This is a genomic window from Bacillus sp. MBGLi79, assembly GCF_002953915.1.
Genome location: NZ_CP026521.1, coordinates 4,403,224 through 4,417,807 on the forward strand (window position 1 = coordinate 4,403,224; position 14,584 = coordinate 4,417,807).

Here is a 14,584-nt window from a genome sequence, read left to right on the forward strand (position 1 = left end):
TTTTGCTGTAGAGAAAAGCACTCCTGACACTAAAGAAACGCCTGCTGTTTTTATATATCAACCTGAAATAACATTGAACTACCTTTATCTTAAATAATGAATGAGTGTTCAGTCAATATGTTTTCATAAATGCAGGAAATTAGGGGGACACTATTCTTTACACGAAAAAAGGGAGTGTCTTCATTGGTGCCGCTTATGATTATGGTATGTTTTCTCATCCTGCTTCTTGCGCTCGATTTCCGTTTCGGCCGCAAAGCCTTTGAAAGGAAAGCCTACGAACCCGTTTTTTCAGAGAAGAAAAGCGATATTGAACTGATTCATAACGGAGAAGACTTGTGTGAGCGGCTGCTGGATGACATCCGCCAGGCCGAATCGTCGGTGCATGTCATGTTTTATATTGTGAAGAACGATGATATCAGCCTTGAATTTTTAAAAATGCTGAAGGATAAAGCGAAAGCCGGCGTATGCGTACGCTTGCTGATTGACCGGATCGGCGCGATGAAGGTAAAGAAAAAAACGCTGTCAGACTTGAAACAAAGCGGAGCGCACGTTTTTTTTGTCAACAATCCGGGCTTCCCTTATTTCTTTTATCGACTGAATGCAAGAAATCACCGGAAAATCGCCGTCATAGACGGAAAGATCGGCTATGTGGGCGGATTTAACATTGCGAAAGAATACCTTGGTAAAAAAGCGGAATTCGGCCCGTGGAAGGATTACCATTTGCGAATGACGGGGGAAGGTGTTGCCGACTTGCAGCACATTTTTTTATCAGACTTCAATAGAGAAGCGCCGCTATCACAGCCGGACAGCGGTATGTTCCCGCCGCTCCATCAAGGAGCTGTCACCCATTCGATACATGCGACAAAAGGGTTTTCTCTGGAAGGAAAATACATTTCATTTATTGATCAGGCAAAAGAAAGAATCATGATTTGCACGCCGTACTATATTCCGAGTCCGGCTTTGCAGCAAGCAGTTCTTTCAGCCAGGGAAAGAGGCGTGATCGTCTCGGTTCTCGTGCCGATGAAAGCCGACCATCCGCTTGTCAAAGAGGCCGCCTACACGAACTTTCCCGCACTTTTGGAGGCGGGTTGCTATATTTACCGGTACTACAGAGGCTTTTATCATGCAAAAGCATTGATCGTCGACGACCGGCATGTGATGATCGGAACATCAAATTTTGACAATCGAAGCCTGTTTCTCAATGATGAAGTGAATGTCGTCATCCATGATAAAGACTGGACAAAACAATTCTTTGACGTCGTCAAGGAAAGTATTGAACACGCCGAGCTTCTGACAAAGGAGCGGTATGCGAAGCGGCCGGTGATGCAGCGGCCCATCGAATGGCTGGCGAAATCGATTTCATATTTTTTATGAATCGTACGTTTATCCTGCATAACATGCGGGTAACATTTCACCAAAGTGATGATTACATACGGAGGGATATATGATGAACCAAGCAGAGTCGATTAAGCTCCGCGCACAATCGATGACATTAAAAAACTTGATTGAGCTGTACAGACTTTGCCGCTCAGCCAGACATCAGCTTTATATATGCTCAAGAAAAACAATGTGCAAAATTAAAGATTTAATTGAACTGGAAATGTTCAGAATGGCCAATCGCGAAAATGAGTGCCTGATTGTCATCGAAGGGAAGATGGCGCAGGAGTTAGTAAGAAAAGCACAATCGATTCTTTCTGACGCTCAAGTTCAATAAGGGAAGGCGACGGACCTTCCTTGTGTGAGACGCCTCCTCACCAAATCAAGAAAAAATCCCCCGTTCAAAGGACGGGGGATTCGTTTTACATTTTTTCAGGAGCTGATACGCCGATCAGCTTGAGTGCATTATTTAATGTGATTTGTGTTGCCTTCATCAATGATAAACGCGCCCGGCTTTTTTCTTCATCTGCCGGATCGAGAACTTTCTCAGCATTGTAAAAGCTGTGGAGCACAGATGCCAATTCAAAAATATAGTTTGTAATGCGGTGCGGAATCCGCTTCTCTGCGGCATCGGCGACAGCCTCAGGGAACGAGCCGATCACTTTAAGCAGATCATACTCTTTTTCAGAAGCGATTTTCGTCAGGTCAAGGTTCCCTTCAAATGAAATACCTTTTTCTTCGCCTTGTCGCAGCATGCTGCAAATTCTCGCATGAGCGTACTGCGCGTAGTAAACCGGGTTTTCATTCGATGTGGAGACAGCCAGGTCAAGATCAAAGTCCATGTGCGTATCGGCGCTGCGCATCGCAAAGAAGTAACGCACCGCGTCAAGGCCGACCTCATCAATGAGATCGCGCATTGTCACAGCTTTTCCGGTTCTTTTGCTCATCTTCATTTTTTCGCCGTTCTTGTAGAGATGGACGAGCTGGATGATCTCGACCTCAAGCGTTTCTTTGTCATAACCGAGCGCTTCAATGGCCGCTTTCATGCGCGGGATATAGCCGTGATGGTCCGCTCCCCATACGTTGATCAGCTTTTGGAAGCCGCGGTCAAGCTTGTCTTTGTGATAAGCGATGTCAGGCAGAAGATACGTGTAGGACCCGTCTTTTTTGATCAGGACGCGGTCTTTGTCATCGCCGAACGCCGTCGAGCGGAACCATGTCGCCCCGTCTTCTTCATAGATGTGCCCTTTTTCGCGAAGGGCTTCGAGCGCCTGATCGATCTTTCCGTTTTGGTAAAGCGATGTCTCTGAGTACCAGACATCAAATGGGACACGGAAATTCTCGAGGTCTTCACGAAGTTTGCCTAATTCGTACTTTAAGCCGTATTCACGGAAAAACGCGAGGCGTTCGCTCTCTTCTTCATGAACAAAACGGTCGCCGAATTCATCGGCGAGCTTTCGGCCGATTTCCTTAATGTCTTCGCCGTGATATCCGTCTTCAGGCATCGGCTTGTCTTTTCCAAGCGCCTGAAAGTAACGGGCCTCGACGGATAATGCGAGGTTGTTGATTTGATTGCCGGCATCGTTGATGTAATATTCGCGGCTCACTTCATACCCCGCTTTTTCAAGTACATTGCAGAGAGAATCTCCGACAGCGGCTCCGCGGGCATGTCCAAGATGCAGGTTGCCCGTCGGGTTTGCTGAGACGAATTCCACCTGAACGCGTTCTCCGCCTCCGATATTTGTTTCACCGTAGGCCTCTCCTGCTTCAAGCACAGCCGGAATGAGCTTCGTTAAATATTGATTGTTCATGTAGAAATTGATAAAACCCGGTCCTGCGATATCAAGTTTGTCGATCGACGCTTTTCCTTTATCAAAGGATGCGACGATTTCCTCGGCAATATTCCGCGGCGCTTTTTTGGCGATTCTCGCCAGCTGCATCGCCATGTTAGTGGAATAGTCTCCATGCGACTTGTCTTTCGGGACTTCCAATACGACTTCGGGAATCTCGCTTTCTGCGGCGAGGCCGGCTTTCATGACAGCTTCTTTAATTTCCTGCTTCAGCACATCTTTCATTTGTTCGACTATGTTCATGACTCGTGTCCTCCTCTATACGAAATCGACATCATATGTAAATGCTTTTGTTCATCGCTTACAATCATATCGTACTCAACACTGATCTTTCCGTCTGGCGGCTGCCGGGTGACTGATACGGATTTTGTATCCACGCCAAGCTCGAGCCTGCCGAAAGGCATTTTATAATGAGTGACGGTGCGGCTGCCCGGCCTGAAACGCTGTTTCATTTCAATGGCGCCGGAACGCATCACCAGAACTTCGTTTTCGCTTGCTTTTACGATCGTCTTCACCTTTCCCGCATCATGCTCTTCATGATAAGAAAGATATATTTTATCTTTTTTCATATAATAAAACCCAGTTGTCCGGAACTCGATCGTTTCCGTGTCCGATCCTTCCCGGATAACAGATTTCACATGGATATTAACGGGTGTCTCCTGGTTCATTCCGACACTTCCTTTTTTGATCCGATTTGACTTGATTAGTATAATCATTCGGGAAAAAAAGTTCAACCGCTGCTCCTTTATACCATCTTAACAGAACGGACGGGAAGATAAACCATTTTCTAAGAAAAAAGCCGTCCCGAAAAAGGACAGCCTGTTTATTTCACCCAGCCGAGCAGCATTTCGCGAATCAGCTTGCTTGCCGTATTTGCGGTTTGTTCCGAATGGTCGTAGACCGGAGCGACCTCAACCAGGTCTCCTCCAACAACGTTGACGTCTGAGCGGGCGATTTCGTGAATCGAAGCGAGCAGCTCTTTTGATGTGATGCCTCCGGCGTCAACCGTACCGGTTCCCGGCGCATGAGCGGGATCTAAGACATCGATGTCAATCGTTACATAAACCGGACGCCCTGCGAGTTTCGGCAGGACGGATTTAAGCGGCTCAAGCACTTCAAATTTGGAAATGTGCATACCGTTTTCGTTTGCCCATTCAAACTCCTCTTTCATACCGGAGCGGATGCCGAATGAATAGACATTGCCGGGACCGATCAGTTCCGCTGCTTTGCGGATCGGCGTCGAATGCGAGAGCGGCTCTCCTTCATAGTCGACGCGGAGATCTGTGTGCGCATCCATATGGATGATGGCAAGATCGGGATATTTTTTATACATCGCTTTAATAACCGGCCATGAAACGAGGTGCTCTCCTCCCATTCCGAGCGGGAATTTTCCTTTTTCTAAAATGCTGTCAACATATTCTTCAATCATGTCGAGGCTCTTCTGCGGGTTCCCGAAAGGCAGCGGGATGTCGCCGGCGTCAAAGAAATGAACCTCGTCAAGCTCCCTGTCCAAATAAGGGCTGTATTCTTCAAGCCCGATGGACACCTCGCGGATTCTCGCCGGACCGAAGCGCGATCCGGGACGGTAGCTGACCGTCCAATCCATCGGCATGCCGTAAAGGATGGCGTCCGCCTCTTCCCAATCGGGGCGGCTTGCGATAAACACCTTGCCGGAATATGCTTCATCAAATCTCATCTTCAAAAACCTCCCTGAAAAAAAGCGCAGAATACCATCCTGCGCCAAACTGTTTTATTTGATTAAATCGCTGACGAATTTCGGAAGGACGAATGCCGCTTTATGAATTTCTTTTGTATAGTATTTCGTCTCAATATCGAAGAAGCGACTGTCCTCCACTTCAAGAGGATCGTATTTTTTCGAACCGATCGTAAACGTCCACAATCCGCTTGGATATGTCGGAATGTTGGCCAAATACAGCTTTGTAATCGGAAAGATCTCTTTTACATCGCGCTGAACGTTAGTGATCAGTTCAGGTGTAAACCAAGGGTTGTCCGTCTGAGCAACAAAAATGCCGTCTTCCTTTAGCGCATTTGCTATGCCGGCGTAAAAGCCTTTTGTAAACAAGTTGACAGCCGGCCCTACAGGCTCGGTTGAATCGACCATGATGACATCGTACTCATTTTCAGATTCTGCAATGTGCATAAAGCCGTCATCGACCTTTACTTCGACGCGCGGATCGTCAAGTTTGCCTGCAATGGAAGGCAAAAATTTCTTAGAGTATTCGATCACCTTGCCGTCGATATCGACAAGCGTCGCTTTTTTGACGCTCGGATGCTTCAAAATTTCACGGATGACGCCGCCGTCTCCGCCGCCGACCACAAGTACATGCTCAGGGTTCGGATGCGTAAACAGGGGCACATGCGCCACCATTTCGTGGTAGACAAATTCATCTTTTTCAGATGTCATGACCATGCCGTCAAGAAACAGCATGTTGCCGAATTCTTCCGTCTCGGCCATTTCGAGCTTTTGAAAGTCCGTCTGCTCTGTATGTAAAGTCTTGTTGATTTTCATCGTAATGCCGAAGTTTTTCGTTTGCTTCTCTGTGTACCAAAGTCCGCTCAAAGCGTCATCTTCCTTTCGTGATAAGCTGTATTTCCATCTATTTTTCTCGCCTGCGGCGACGATTATTCTGCACTGAAGCATCGGCTTTTGCCTAAGGAAAAAGTATAGAGGAATTGCAGGTGATTGTAAAGACGGATCAATTCATTTTCAGGAGTCATTCCATTCCCGACGGCCGTTTTGGGCTGAGCTTGCCACAGATGTACATAAGCTAATTCTGCAGCGGCGACTGCCAAAACTGAGGATTCCTCCGGTTGCTCTGTTAATCGCCTCCTAGAGGGTCTGCCGTTTTTTCCTTCCCGCTTGTTTAAACCCTCCTCTTTTTCCTCATAATGATAAGAACATTTATTTATCCGGGAGGAGATTTGAACATGGACATGATGACGGACAAGCGGGTCCGTTTAACTATCAAGACGATACGCGCATTTTTGTTCATGGGAGCATTGATGCTGATCTTCCTTTCAATCGTTGTCATGACGGTGGTCCTGGCAGCCAAATGGCAAGGCGCTCCTTCGATTCAGGTGCCGAGGTCTACCGTGCTGTATGACGGAAGCGGAAAGCAGATAGGGGAGACGCATTACGGGCAAAAGCGGTACTGGGTTTCGCTGAAAAGCATCAATCCCGCCGTCATCGATGCCACGCTTGCAGTTGAAGACCGGAACTTCTTCCGGCACCACGGCTTCGACTATATGAGGATGGGCGGCGCCCTCATCGCCGATCTAAAGGCGATGTCCAAAGTTCAGGGAGCCAGCACCATTACACAGCAATATGCGAGAAACCTCTACCTCGGCCACGATAAAACATGGAAAAGAAAGTGGAATGAAGCTTTTTATACGATACGGCTCGAACAAAACTACACAAAGAAAGATATTTTGGAAGGCTATTTAAATACGATTTATTACGGGCATGGAGCCTACGGAATCGAAGCTGCTTCCCGGATGTATTTTGGCAAACGGGCCAAGGATATCAATGCGGCGGAAGCTGCGATGCTTGCCGGCATTCCAAAGGGTCCTTCCGTTTATTCGCCTTTTGTTAATGAAAAAAAGGCGAAAGAACGCCAGGAAATGATCCTGACAATGATGGAGAAAGAAAACAAGCTGACGAAAAAGCAGGCGGCAGAACTGAAAAAACTGCCGCTCCGCTTTGAAAAACAGGATAAGCAAACAACCGCTAAAACCGCTCCGTACTTTTATGACGAAGCGGTTAAAGAAATCGCGCGCTTGCTGCATTTGACACCGGAGCAAGCAGAAACCGGCGGCTACAACGTATTCACCACGCTCAACCCGCGTCTCCAAAAAATTGCCGAGGACACGATCGAACGCACGATTGATTCGTCATCTGACATTCAGGCAGGGTTTGCAGCGATCAATCCGTCCGACGGCAGCGTTCTTGCGCTTGTCGGAGGACGCGACTACGAAAAAAGCCCGTTTAACCGCGTAACCCAGGCTATGCGGCAGCCCGGCTCCACTATGAAGCCTTTCCTTTATTATTCAGCTGTTCAAAACGGTTTTACGCCGGCCACCCGGATGAGGAGCGCGGAAACGACATTTGAGCTCGGGCAAGGCAGCGCTTATTCGCCGAGCAACTATCACGGCTATTACGCAGACGGCCCGATCACTCTTCTTCAGGCCCTGGCTTTGTCCGATAACATTTACGCCGTGAAAACGCACCTTTTCCTCGGCATGGACAAACTGATTGATGCTGCAAAACAATTCGGCATCACGAGCCCGCTGCAAAAAGTGCCGTCGCTTGCGCTCGGAACATCCCCCGTGAAGCCGATTGAAATGGTAAACGGATACGCCATGTTTGCCAATGGCGGAAAAAAAATCGAACCTTCCTTTATTACGAAAATTACCGATTCGAACGGGGAGATTCTTTACGAAAAACCGAAGCGAAGCAAACAAATCCTTGACCCAAGAGCGGCTTTTATCACGGCCAACATGATGAGCGGAATGTTCGACAAATCACTCAACGGCTATACATCTGTTACCGGGCGGACGATCGCAGATCAGCTGACGCGCCCATACGCCGGAAAATCGGGAACGACCAGCACCGACAGCTGGATGATCGGCTTTTATCCCGGCCTTGCTTCAGGCGTGTGGACGGGATATGACAAAGAGCGGACAATCGATGCCGTCGCAGAGAAAAACTATGCCAAACAAATTTGGGCCAAATTTATGGAAAAAGCGCTTGAAAACGCGCCCGCCGCAGCTTTAAAGCCGCCTGAAGGCGTGAAAGGGATGTATATTGACCCTGCTACAGGCTATGCGGCGGCGCCCAGCTGTCCGTCCAAATATTTCGCTTATTTTATCGAAGGTACTGAACCCGAGCAGGTTTGCTACGGAAAAGAAATCTATAAGGATCAAAAAGCCGGGCGCGAAAAACCCGCCGCTCCCCACAAGCGGAAAAAGTGGTGGGAAAAATGGTTTAAAAAAGAAGAATAAACTTTTTTGGGCGGGATAGACGAACCCCCCGGACTTCACGGCGGTCCGGGGGGTTTTTTCCTATTGCTGAAGCAATCCCTTTTTCAGCTCGTCTGATGAACGGTCCCAAAGCCCTTGATCATGATTTTTCAGAAAATCGGCCAGAACGCGCTTGGAACTTTCATCCATGTGCTCGACGATAATCTTCCGCTTCATCGACTTATCCATTAAATTCACGTGCTCCGGAAGCGATTTGTAGCCGCGGCGGATGCTTCTGTCCACCGTCATTTCGCAAGCCGTCACCCCCGCATAATAAGGGCCTTCTTCCCTGCGGTCGATCGTAACCCACACAAGCCAGTAAGGTTTTCCGTTCGGCACCTCTTCCTTGTTCGGCAAAAATTTGATTCCTTTTTCAACCGTGCTGCGGGCGTGCATGGCGCCGATATCAACAAACGCTTCTTTCTCTTCGACATCGACAAAGACAGGCGAGATGTTGTCAAGGCTTAAAGCCCCTGCACCAAATCCCCCGTGTCCGTCCGTCGGATCGCTTTTAATAATATTGAATCCGATTGTTTTTTTCTTTTTTCCTTGTTCCATCAAAAATACCTCCTACATCAGCGGCCGGAAAACGCTGTTAAATATCGAGATGATATATTCCCGCCCTTCATTCAAAAACGGCCAGAATACATATTGGCCAAGCGGCGTAATGACGATGATCAGAAACACGATCGAGCCGTACGCTTCATATTTCGACAGCTTCGCCCGCACATCGGGGGCGACCACATCCTGTATAACCCGAAAACCGTCAAGGGGCGGGAACGGCATTAAATTAAACAGAAATAAAAGCAGGTTGAGATTCACCCAAATCGTAAAAAATTGAAGCAAGCCGCTGTAAAAACCGGAAGGCAGCGTCCCGGACAGCTTCACGGACAAAAGCAGCAATATAAAACCGATGAAAGCAAGGATCAGGTTGCTGATCGGTCCTGCGATTGACACGAGAAATCCGGCCAGCCTCGGATTTTTAAAATAAAAGCGGTTAACGGGCACCGGCCTTGCCCATCCGAATCCCAAAATAAAGATCAAAATCGTTCCAAACGGATCAAGATGCTTGAGCGGGTTGAGCGTCAGCCTGCCCTGCCGTTTGGCCGTCTCATCACCGAATTTGTATGCCACATATGCATGGGCGACCTCATGCACGGTGAATGCGGCAGCAAGTGTCAAAACAACATACGGAATCATTTCCAGCGGATAAATAAGAAAACGGTCTAAAATGTGGCTTTCCCTCTTTCTCATATACAAAGATTTACTATCTCCAGTATACTATAAGAGCAGCTGATGCTAAAGTAAGCAGCCATTTTTTAAAAGGAGGAGGAGAACATATGCCGTACGTAACGGTTCAAATGCTGGAAGGCCGCACAGATGATCAAAAAAGAAATCTGGTGAAAAAAGTGACCGAAGCCGTCTCCGAAACAACAGGCGCACCTGCAGAAAAAATCGCGGTCATCATTGAGGAATTGAAAAAGGAAAACTACGGTGTCGCCGGCAAACGAATGAGCGATATGTAATAAAAACGGCGTCTGCCGCTTACATGCGGGACGCCGTTTTTATTATTTATACCAAGCTTTATTTCTTGTGATCTGGCTATTGTGAGCCGAATCCCAGACATCGACCGTGTAGGCGTAGTCGTAGTTCATAATGCAGCGGATTCCGCTTCCTTGCGCATCGTGGTTCAAGCCGAAGTTATGGGAAAATTCGTGGGTCGCCGCTTTTGCCGTGTTGGCCGTTCCCTGGTCGAGGTTTACGCTGAAGGCGCTGCCGTTCGGCTTGCTGTTGTATACGTATGCGATGCCGCCGGCGTCAAAATTGCTGTTCGCCGTAAATCCGACGACAAATTTATAGCTGCGTCCGCTGAAATTGCTCTGAAGGTTTGATAGAATTTGAGAGCTGTTGCTGCCTGAAGAAGTCCAAGGCGCCACGGCTTCGACGACAAAATCAATATCGTGGTCCCTGTTGAACATGACATCCGCCTGCTCAATAATTTGGACGATTCTCGTCTGCCAATCGCTGTATTTCGCGCGATACTGAGCGTCAGCCACGGCCAGGACGCTCACTTTCTGACTGCCCGTGCCTGCCTGGGTTGAAAATGTCCCTTTGCTCGTATTCTTTTTAAACGTTTTTGTTCCCGTCACATTTCCTTTCTCATCCAATATTTTCGTATTGACCGTTCTTTCTATTTGAACTTTTCCTTTCAAGTCTTTAAAGTCTTTCGCCTTAGGCAAAGAATCGATATGAGTTCCTTTTACTTCATGGCCGTGTTCATGATCGTGCCCGTCAACCTTGGCGGCGCCTGCCGTCAAACCGGGGATGAGACTGACGGAAAGTAATAGAGATAAGAATATAGAACGCTTTTTCACTGCTAATTCCCTCCTTTTTTTGAACGAATGAAAGATTCTGCTAGTTGTCTAAAAATTCCTTCAATTCATCCAAAAAGAGGAAATATTACACGCGTTCTGTTTACTGCTCCTTTCTATTTCCCCACAAAAATTCCAAAATGTTTACAATAAAACAAAACAAAAAACCTACCGTTTTCCGGCAGGCTTATGAACAAAGGTCTCTGAGTTTTTTTATGTAAGCGACGGCTTCATCGAATTCTTCGTCCGTATACCGCTGCTTGCTTTTTACGGTAAACACTTTTTCTCTGATCTCTTCCTGCTCCAGTCCTTCAAAATACAGAATCGTCGACACCAGTTCCAAAAAGCGCGATGACTGGCCGTTCACGTCGTCTATATAGGCTTTAATATCCCGCATATCCAGCTCACACTGGCTCAAAAACTGCGTTCCCGCTTCAGTGGGCGAATAGCGGTATTGATAATAGCCGCCTTTTTTTTCTTTGACTTCATGAAGAAATCCGAGATTGCAAAGTTCTTCGACTTGAAGCGTCAGCTCCTCTGAATAGGGCCCGTAAAAATGAAAATCATACTTTTCATAAAAGGGAAGCTCCAATTTCTTTGCGATATAAATGATTTTCTGCAGCTTTTTCCGCCCGACAATCTCCCCCGAATCCGAGAAGACCTTCATCAGCTTTGCATGTTCTTTTAACAAATCTCCGCCATCTCCTTCATCCTTTTCTTTCTATATCAGTCCGAGCAATTCTTTCATTCTTTTCGCATGACGGCCGTCAGGCAATCCTTCGATTAAATCGAGCGGGAAATACAGCTTATGGTCCGTTCTCCGCTTGCCTGATATCGCATCGACAATATCGGATTGCCGCGACAGCTCCTTAATCTGGCCGTTGTGCGTCAGCAATTGAATCGGGAGGCGCTCCTCTTCTTCCCCCGGTCTGTAGAAATCATAAGGAAGGTCTGAGGACGAATCCACCACAAGGTAATAATCGGGATCAATCCCTGATTCTTTAAACAAGGCGGTCAGTTCAAAGTAAGTCGCCATTTCCTCATTCGGATTGAATTCCGCATACTGGAACAGCCTGCGGTTGATAAACCGGCGGCATAAATCAGACAAAACCTCATCCTCTTCTTTTTCCCAGGCCTGAAAATAATAAAGAATGATTGCTTCATCAAGACTCAAATAATCTTCCAATGTGACATTGCCTTCAAAAATAGAATAAAAATGCACGGGCGCATACGTGAAAACATAGCCTTCCTCATGAAGCTGCTTTGCACGGTGAAGAATCTTCGTCAAAATCACTTCCGCGCTTCTTGTCACAGGATGGAAATAGACCTGCCAGTACATCTGGTACCGGCTCATAATATAATCCTCAACGGCATGCATTCCGCTTTGCTTAATCACGATTTGGTCTTCGCGCGGCCGCATCACGCGGAGGATCCGCTCCATATCGAAATGGCCGTAGCTGACGCCGGTATAATAGGCGTCTCTCTGAAGATAGTCCATGCGGTCAGCGTCAATCTGGCTTGAGATCAGGCTGACGACCTGTTTGTTTTGATAGGTTTTCGCGATGACCTCAGCGACATCCTTTGCAAACGTCGGGCTCACCTTGTTTAACACCTGGTTAACTTCTGTATCGCCTAAAATGATCGCTCTCGTAAAATCTTCATGATCAAGCCGGAAGACCTTTTCAAACGAATGGGAAAACGGGCCGTGCCCCAAATCGTGCAGCAATGCGGCGCAAAGGCACAGATCACGCTCGCTGTCATCCCATTCCTCCCTGCCTTTAAAAACGTCATCAACCATTCTTCTGACAATTTCATAGACGCCGAGAGAATGGTTGAAACGGCTGTGTTCGGCTCCGTGAAACGTCAAATAGGTCGTTCCAAGCTGTTTGATTCTGCGCAGTCTCTGAAATTCACGGGTTCCGATCAAGTCCCATATCAGCTTGTCCCGTACATGGACATAGCGGTGAACAGGATCTTTAAACACTTTTTCTTCTGATAATTTTCCGTTTGGATACGCCATTTTTGTCCCTCTTTTTTTCAAACGTGAGGCAAACTGATCGCTGCCCATCCGTCTCTTTTTCTTCGGAGAACTAAATGTATATTGTAAGTATTGCCCGATCTGCTTGTTTTCTTTTAGGTCTGTTTCTATTATATCGAGTCTGCTTTTTTGAAAACATCCTTGAATTTACCCGGCTATTTGTTCCAGACTGCAAAAAAGCCGGCAAACAAGCAAAAACGCCTGACCCGTTAGGGAGGCGGTTATTTTTTGAGTTTCTTTTTCACTTTTTCGATCAGCTCGTCTTCATCAGGAGCTGACAGCGGACGATTATTGACAAACGCGAACGATTTTTTTCGTCCCGGCCCGCAGTAAGACTGGCAGCCGATTTCCACTTTTGCATCCGGATCGATTTCTTTCAGACGGGGCAAAAGCGTCTTTAAATTAGTGGCCTGACAATCGTCGCATACTCGAAATTCATTAGCCATTTCATACGCTTCCTTTCGTTTTGTTCATCTGTCTTTATGAAAGGCATTCAACCGTGCCGAACTTTGATAAAAAATGACACCATCCTTCATTTTACAAGGATTCTTTCATTCCTGCAAGGATCGCGCTAAAAAAATCAGTTCCTATTCTTTTAGCAAACTTGTATAAATATTTTCCAAAATGGACAATCTAATACCAATACTGACAATGGGAGTTGAGAAGTGATGAAACAAAGACAAGACGCTTGGTCTGAAGAGAATGATTTACTGCTTGCTGAAACGGTATTGCGGCATGTCAGAGAAGGCAGCACACAGCTGAACGCCTTCGAGGAAGTCGGAGACAGACTGAACAGGACATCAGCCGCCTGCGGTTTTAGATGGAACGCGGTTGTCCGCCACCAATACGAAAAAGCATTGCAGCTGGCTAAAAAACAAAGGAAGCAAAGAATGCGCGCCCTTGGAAACGGCCAGCCGGCGAAAAAACGCTTATTATACAAGCCGCCTGTCGAAACAGAGGCTGAACCGCCTGCAGAAAGCGTCATTGAGCAGCAGAAAGCAACCGCCGATTCAAGCGAACAGCAGCCGATCGCCAGCGAGCATCTGCCTTATGTTGATGAGAGCTTTAAAGAAGAGTTAGCTAGTTTATCGCACCTTCTATCGCCAAACCAGCCGCAGGCAGGCCATTCAGCCGATTCATCGAAAGACATGACGATCGATGATGTGATCCGCTTCCTGCAAAACTACACAGGAAACGAAGCACAGACTGCCGCTTTAAAAATGGAAAATGACCGCTTAAAACAGGAAAATGAAGAGCTGACGAAAAAAGTTGAAAAGCTTGAAGCTGAAGTCAAAAAGCTGGAAAAAGACCAGTCGACCATCCAGGAAGACTACGAAACGCTCGTAAAAATTATGAACCGTGCAAGAAAACTAGTTTTATTCGAAGAAGACGAACACGCTGCGCCCGCCTTCAAAATGGACCGGAACGGCAATTTAGAAAAAATGGCTGAATAGCGCTTTCAGAGGGTGCGGCAAAGAGACAGAACTGAAACATAAAAATTTGCCGATACGCTGATACCCCTTTCTTGAAAAAAGGGGGTATTTTTTACCTCTGCGGCTTGCTTTCATATGACAAAAATTTCATAATAGGGATAGCAATTTATAAGGCGGGGTATTCGATGAAGTTTGTTTTATATGCGGTTCAGTTAGGCACGGCAGCCCTTTTGTTTTTGTTTTCTGCATTGGCAAGCTGGTATCAAGGCAGCGAGCTTTTAAAGGTGCCGTGGGAGTGGAAATATACAGCCAAGTTTACAAAACTGCTCTATGGAGAGGACTCCATAAAATACGCACACGATATTTCCCAGCTTGATTTTTTCGTCTACGCGGCCAAGCATACGCCGGCAACCGTAATTTTAATGGCTGTCAGTTTGGCGTATATCATCGCTTTGACGGCTTATCTTCTCAACA

At 47.0% G+C, this 14,584-nt stretch carries 16 protein-coding genes; 6 read left to right on the forward strand and 10 right to left on the reverse strand.

Translation table 11 applies throughout. The features are described from left to right. Positions 1 to 183: 183 nt before the first annotated feature. Positions 184 to 1,374, forward strand: coding sequence for a cardiolipin synthase (gene cls, locus C1T29_RS22485; RefSeq protein ID WP_026580253.1), 1,191 nt, complete (start codon positions 184 to 186; stop codon positions 1,372 to 1,374). A gap of 73 nt (positions 1,375 to 1,447) precedes the next feature. After that, entirely contained in the window at positions 1,448 to 1,714 is a 267-nt protein-coding gene (locus C1T29_RS22490) for a hypothetical protein (protein ID WP_023857054.1), read from the forward strand. 85 nt (positions 1,715 to 1,799) lie between these two features. On the opposite strand, the gene argS is transcribed toward C1T29_RS22490, so the two are convergent. The 4 genes from argS to speE form a co-directional block, all read right to left on the reverse strand. Next, positions 1,800 to 3,470 carry an arginine--tRNA ligase gene (argS, locus tag C1T29_RS22495; RefSeq protein ID WP_023857053.1) on the reverse strand — a complete coding sequence of 557 codons (1,671 nt, stop codon included), beginning with the start codon at positions 3,468 to 3,470 and terminating at the stop codon, positions 1,800 to 1,802. Next, entirely contained in the window at positions 3,467 to 3,895 is a 429-nt protein-coding gene (locus tag C1T29_RS22500) for a YwiB family protein (protein ID WP_023857052.1), read from the reverse strand. Before C1T29_RS22500 ends, argS begins: the two co-directional genes overlap by 4 nt. A gap of 155 nt (positions 3,896 to 4,050) precedes the next feature. Then, on the reverse strand, positions 4,051 to 4,923 hold the full coding sequence (gene speB / locus C1T29_RS22505) for an agmatinase (RefSeq protein ID WP_023857051.1): 873 nt from the start codon (positions 4,921 to 4,923) through the stop codon (positions 4,051 to 4,053). 54 nt (positions 4,924 to 4,977) lie between these two features. Beyond that, positions 4,978 to 5,808: a spermidine synthase gene (gene speE / locus C1T29_RS22510; protein WP_023857050.1), complete on the reverse strand. Its 831-nt coding sequence runs from the start codon at positions 5,806 to 5,808 to the stop codon at positions 4,978 to 4,980. 368 nt (positions 5,809 to 6,176) lie between these two features. Between speE and C1T29_RS22515 the strand changes: the two genes are divergently transcribed. Next, the gene (locus C1T29_RS22515; RefSeq protein WP_103749418.1) at positions 6,177 to 8,249 is read left to right on the forward strand and encodes a transglycosylase domain-containing protein; all 2,073 of its coding nucleotides are present in this window, start codon (positions 6,177 to 6,179) and stop codon (positions 8,247 to 8,249) included. A 60-nt stretch (positions 8,250 to 8,309) separates the two neighbouring features. On the opposite strand, the gene C1T29_RS22520 is transcribed toward C1T29_RS22515, so the two are convergent. Both C1T29_RS22520 and C1T29_RS22525 read right to left on the reverse strand, forming a co-directional pair. Continuing rightward, the gene (locus tag C1T29_RS22520) at positions 8,310 to 8,825 is read right to left on the reverse strand and encodes a YwhD family protein (protein ID WP_020453305.1); all 516 of its coding nucleotides are present in this window, start codon (positions 8,823 to 8,825) and stop codon (positions 8,310 to 8,312) included. A gap of 12 nt (positions 8,826 to 8,837) precedes the next feature. Further along, a complete protein-coding gene (locus C1T29_RS22525; RefSeq protein WP_230368477.1) occupies positions 8,838 to 9,521 on the reverse strand; it encodes a site-2 protease family protein in 684 nt (227 codons plus the stop codon). An 86-nt stretch (positions 9,522 to 9,607) separates the two neighbouring features. On the opposite strand from C1T29_RS22525, the gene C1T29_RS22530 reads away from it, so the two are divergent. Further along, positions 9,608 to 9,793 (forward strand): 2-hydroxymuconate tautomerase, encoded by a 186-nt coding sequence (locus C1T29_RS22530; RefSeq protein ID WP_025810627.1) that lies wholly within the window; start codon positions 9,608 to 9,610, stop codon positions 9,791 to 9,793. A 42-nt stretch (positions 9,794 to 9,835) separates the two neighbouring features. On the opposite strand, the gene C1T29_RS22535 is transcribed toward C1T29_RS22530, so the two are convergent. The 4 genes from C1T29_RS22535 to C1T29_RS22550 all read right to left on the reverse strand — a co-directional run bounded on the left by C1T29_RS22535 (position 9,836) and on the right by C1T29_RS22550 (position 13,123). Continuing rightward, a complete protein-coding gene (locus C1T29_RS22535) occupies positions 9,836 to 10,642 on the reverse strand; it encodes a zinc-dependent metalloprotease (protein WP_025810626.1) in 807 nt (268 codons plus the stop codon). Between the two features lie 184 nt (positions 10,643 to 10,826). Continuing rightward, positions 10,827 to 11,330, reverse strand: coding sequence for a YwgA family protein (locus tag C1T29_RS22540; protein ID WP_023857045.1), 504 nt, complete (start codon positions 11,328 to 11,330; stop codon positions 10,827 to 10,829). A 30-nt stretch (positions 11,331 to 11,360) separates the two neighbouring features. Continuing rightward, entirely contained in the window at positions 11,361 to 12,659 is a 1,299-nt protein-coding gene (locus C1T29_RS22545; RefSeq protein ID WP_023857044.1) for an HD domain-containing protein, read from the reverse strand. A 239-nt stretch (positions 12,660 to 12,898) separates the two neighbouring features. Continuing rightward, complete coding sequence (locus C1T29_RS22550; protein ID WP_003186096.1) at positions 12,899 to 13,123, reverse strand: YuzB family protein; 225 nt, start codon at positions 13,121 to 13,123, stop codon at positions 12,899 to 12,901. Positions 13,124 to 13,342: 219 nt separating this feature from the next. On the opposite strand from C1T29_RS22550, the gene C1T29_RS22555 reads away from it, so the two are divergent. Both C1T29_RS22555 and C1T29_RS22560 read left to right on the forward strand, forming a co-directional pair. After that, positions 13,343 to 14,131, forward strand: a complete 789-nt coding sequence (locus C1T29_RS22555; RefSeq protein ID WP_023857043.1) for an RsfA family transcriptional regulator — start codon at positions 13,343 to 13,345, stop codon at positions 14,129 to 14,131. 164 nt (positions 14,132 to 14,295) lie between these two features. Further along, positions 14,296 to 14,584: YjdJ family protein (locus C1T29_RS22560; RefSeq protein WP_208945566.1), on the forward strand; the 289-nt coding region annotated here is incomplete at its 3' end.

Coding starts and splice junctions, on each gene's coding strand:
- C1T29_RS22490 (WP_023857054.1), top strand. CDS start 1,448: ATGAACCAAGCAGAGTCGATTAAGCTCCGCGCACAATCGATGACATTA.
- C1T29_RS22550 (WP_003186096.1), bottom strand. CDS start 13,123: ATGGCTAATGAATTTCGAGTATGCGACGATTGTCAGGCCACTAATTTA.
- C1T29_RS22520 (WP_020453305.1), bottom strand. CDS start 8,825: ATGGAACAAGGAAAAAAGAAAAAAACAATCGGATTCAATATTATTAAA.
- C1T29_RS22545 (WP_023857044.1), bottom strand. CDS start 12,659: ATGGCGTATCCAAACGGAAAATTATCAGAAGAAAAAGTGTTTAAAGAT.
- C1T29_RS22515 (WP_103749418.1), top strand. CDS start 6,177: ATGGACATGATGACGGACAAGCGGGTCCGTTTAACTATCAAGACGATA.
- C1T29_RS22500 (WP_023857052.1), bottom strand. CDS start 3,895: ATGAACCAGGAGACACCCGTTAATATCCATGTGAAATCTGTTATCCGG.
- C1T29_RS22530 (WP_025810627.1), top strand. CDS start 9,608: ATGCCGTACGTAACGGTTCAAATGCTGGAAGGCCGCACAGATGATCAA.
- speB (WP_023857051.1), bottom strand. CDS start 4,923: ATGAGATTTGATGAAGCATATTCCGGCAAGGTGTTTATCGCAAGCCGC.
- C1T29_RS22525 (WP_230368477.1), bottom strand. CDS start 9,521: ATGAGAAAGAGGGAAAGCCACATTTTAGACCGTTTTCTTATTTATCCG.
- argS (WP_023857053.1), bottom strand. CDS start 3,470: ATGAACATAGTCGAACAAATGAAAGATGTGCTGAAGCAGGAAATTAAA.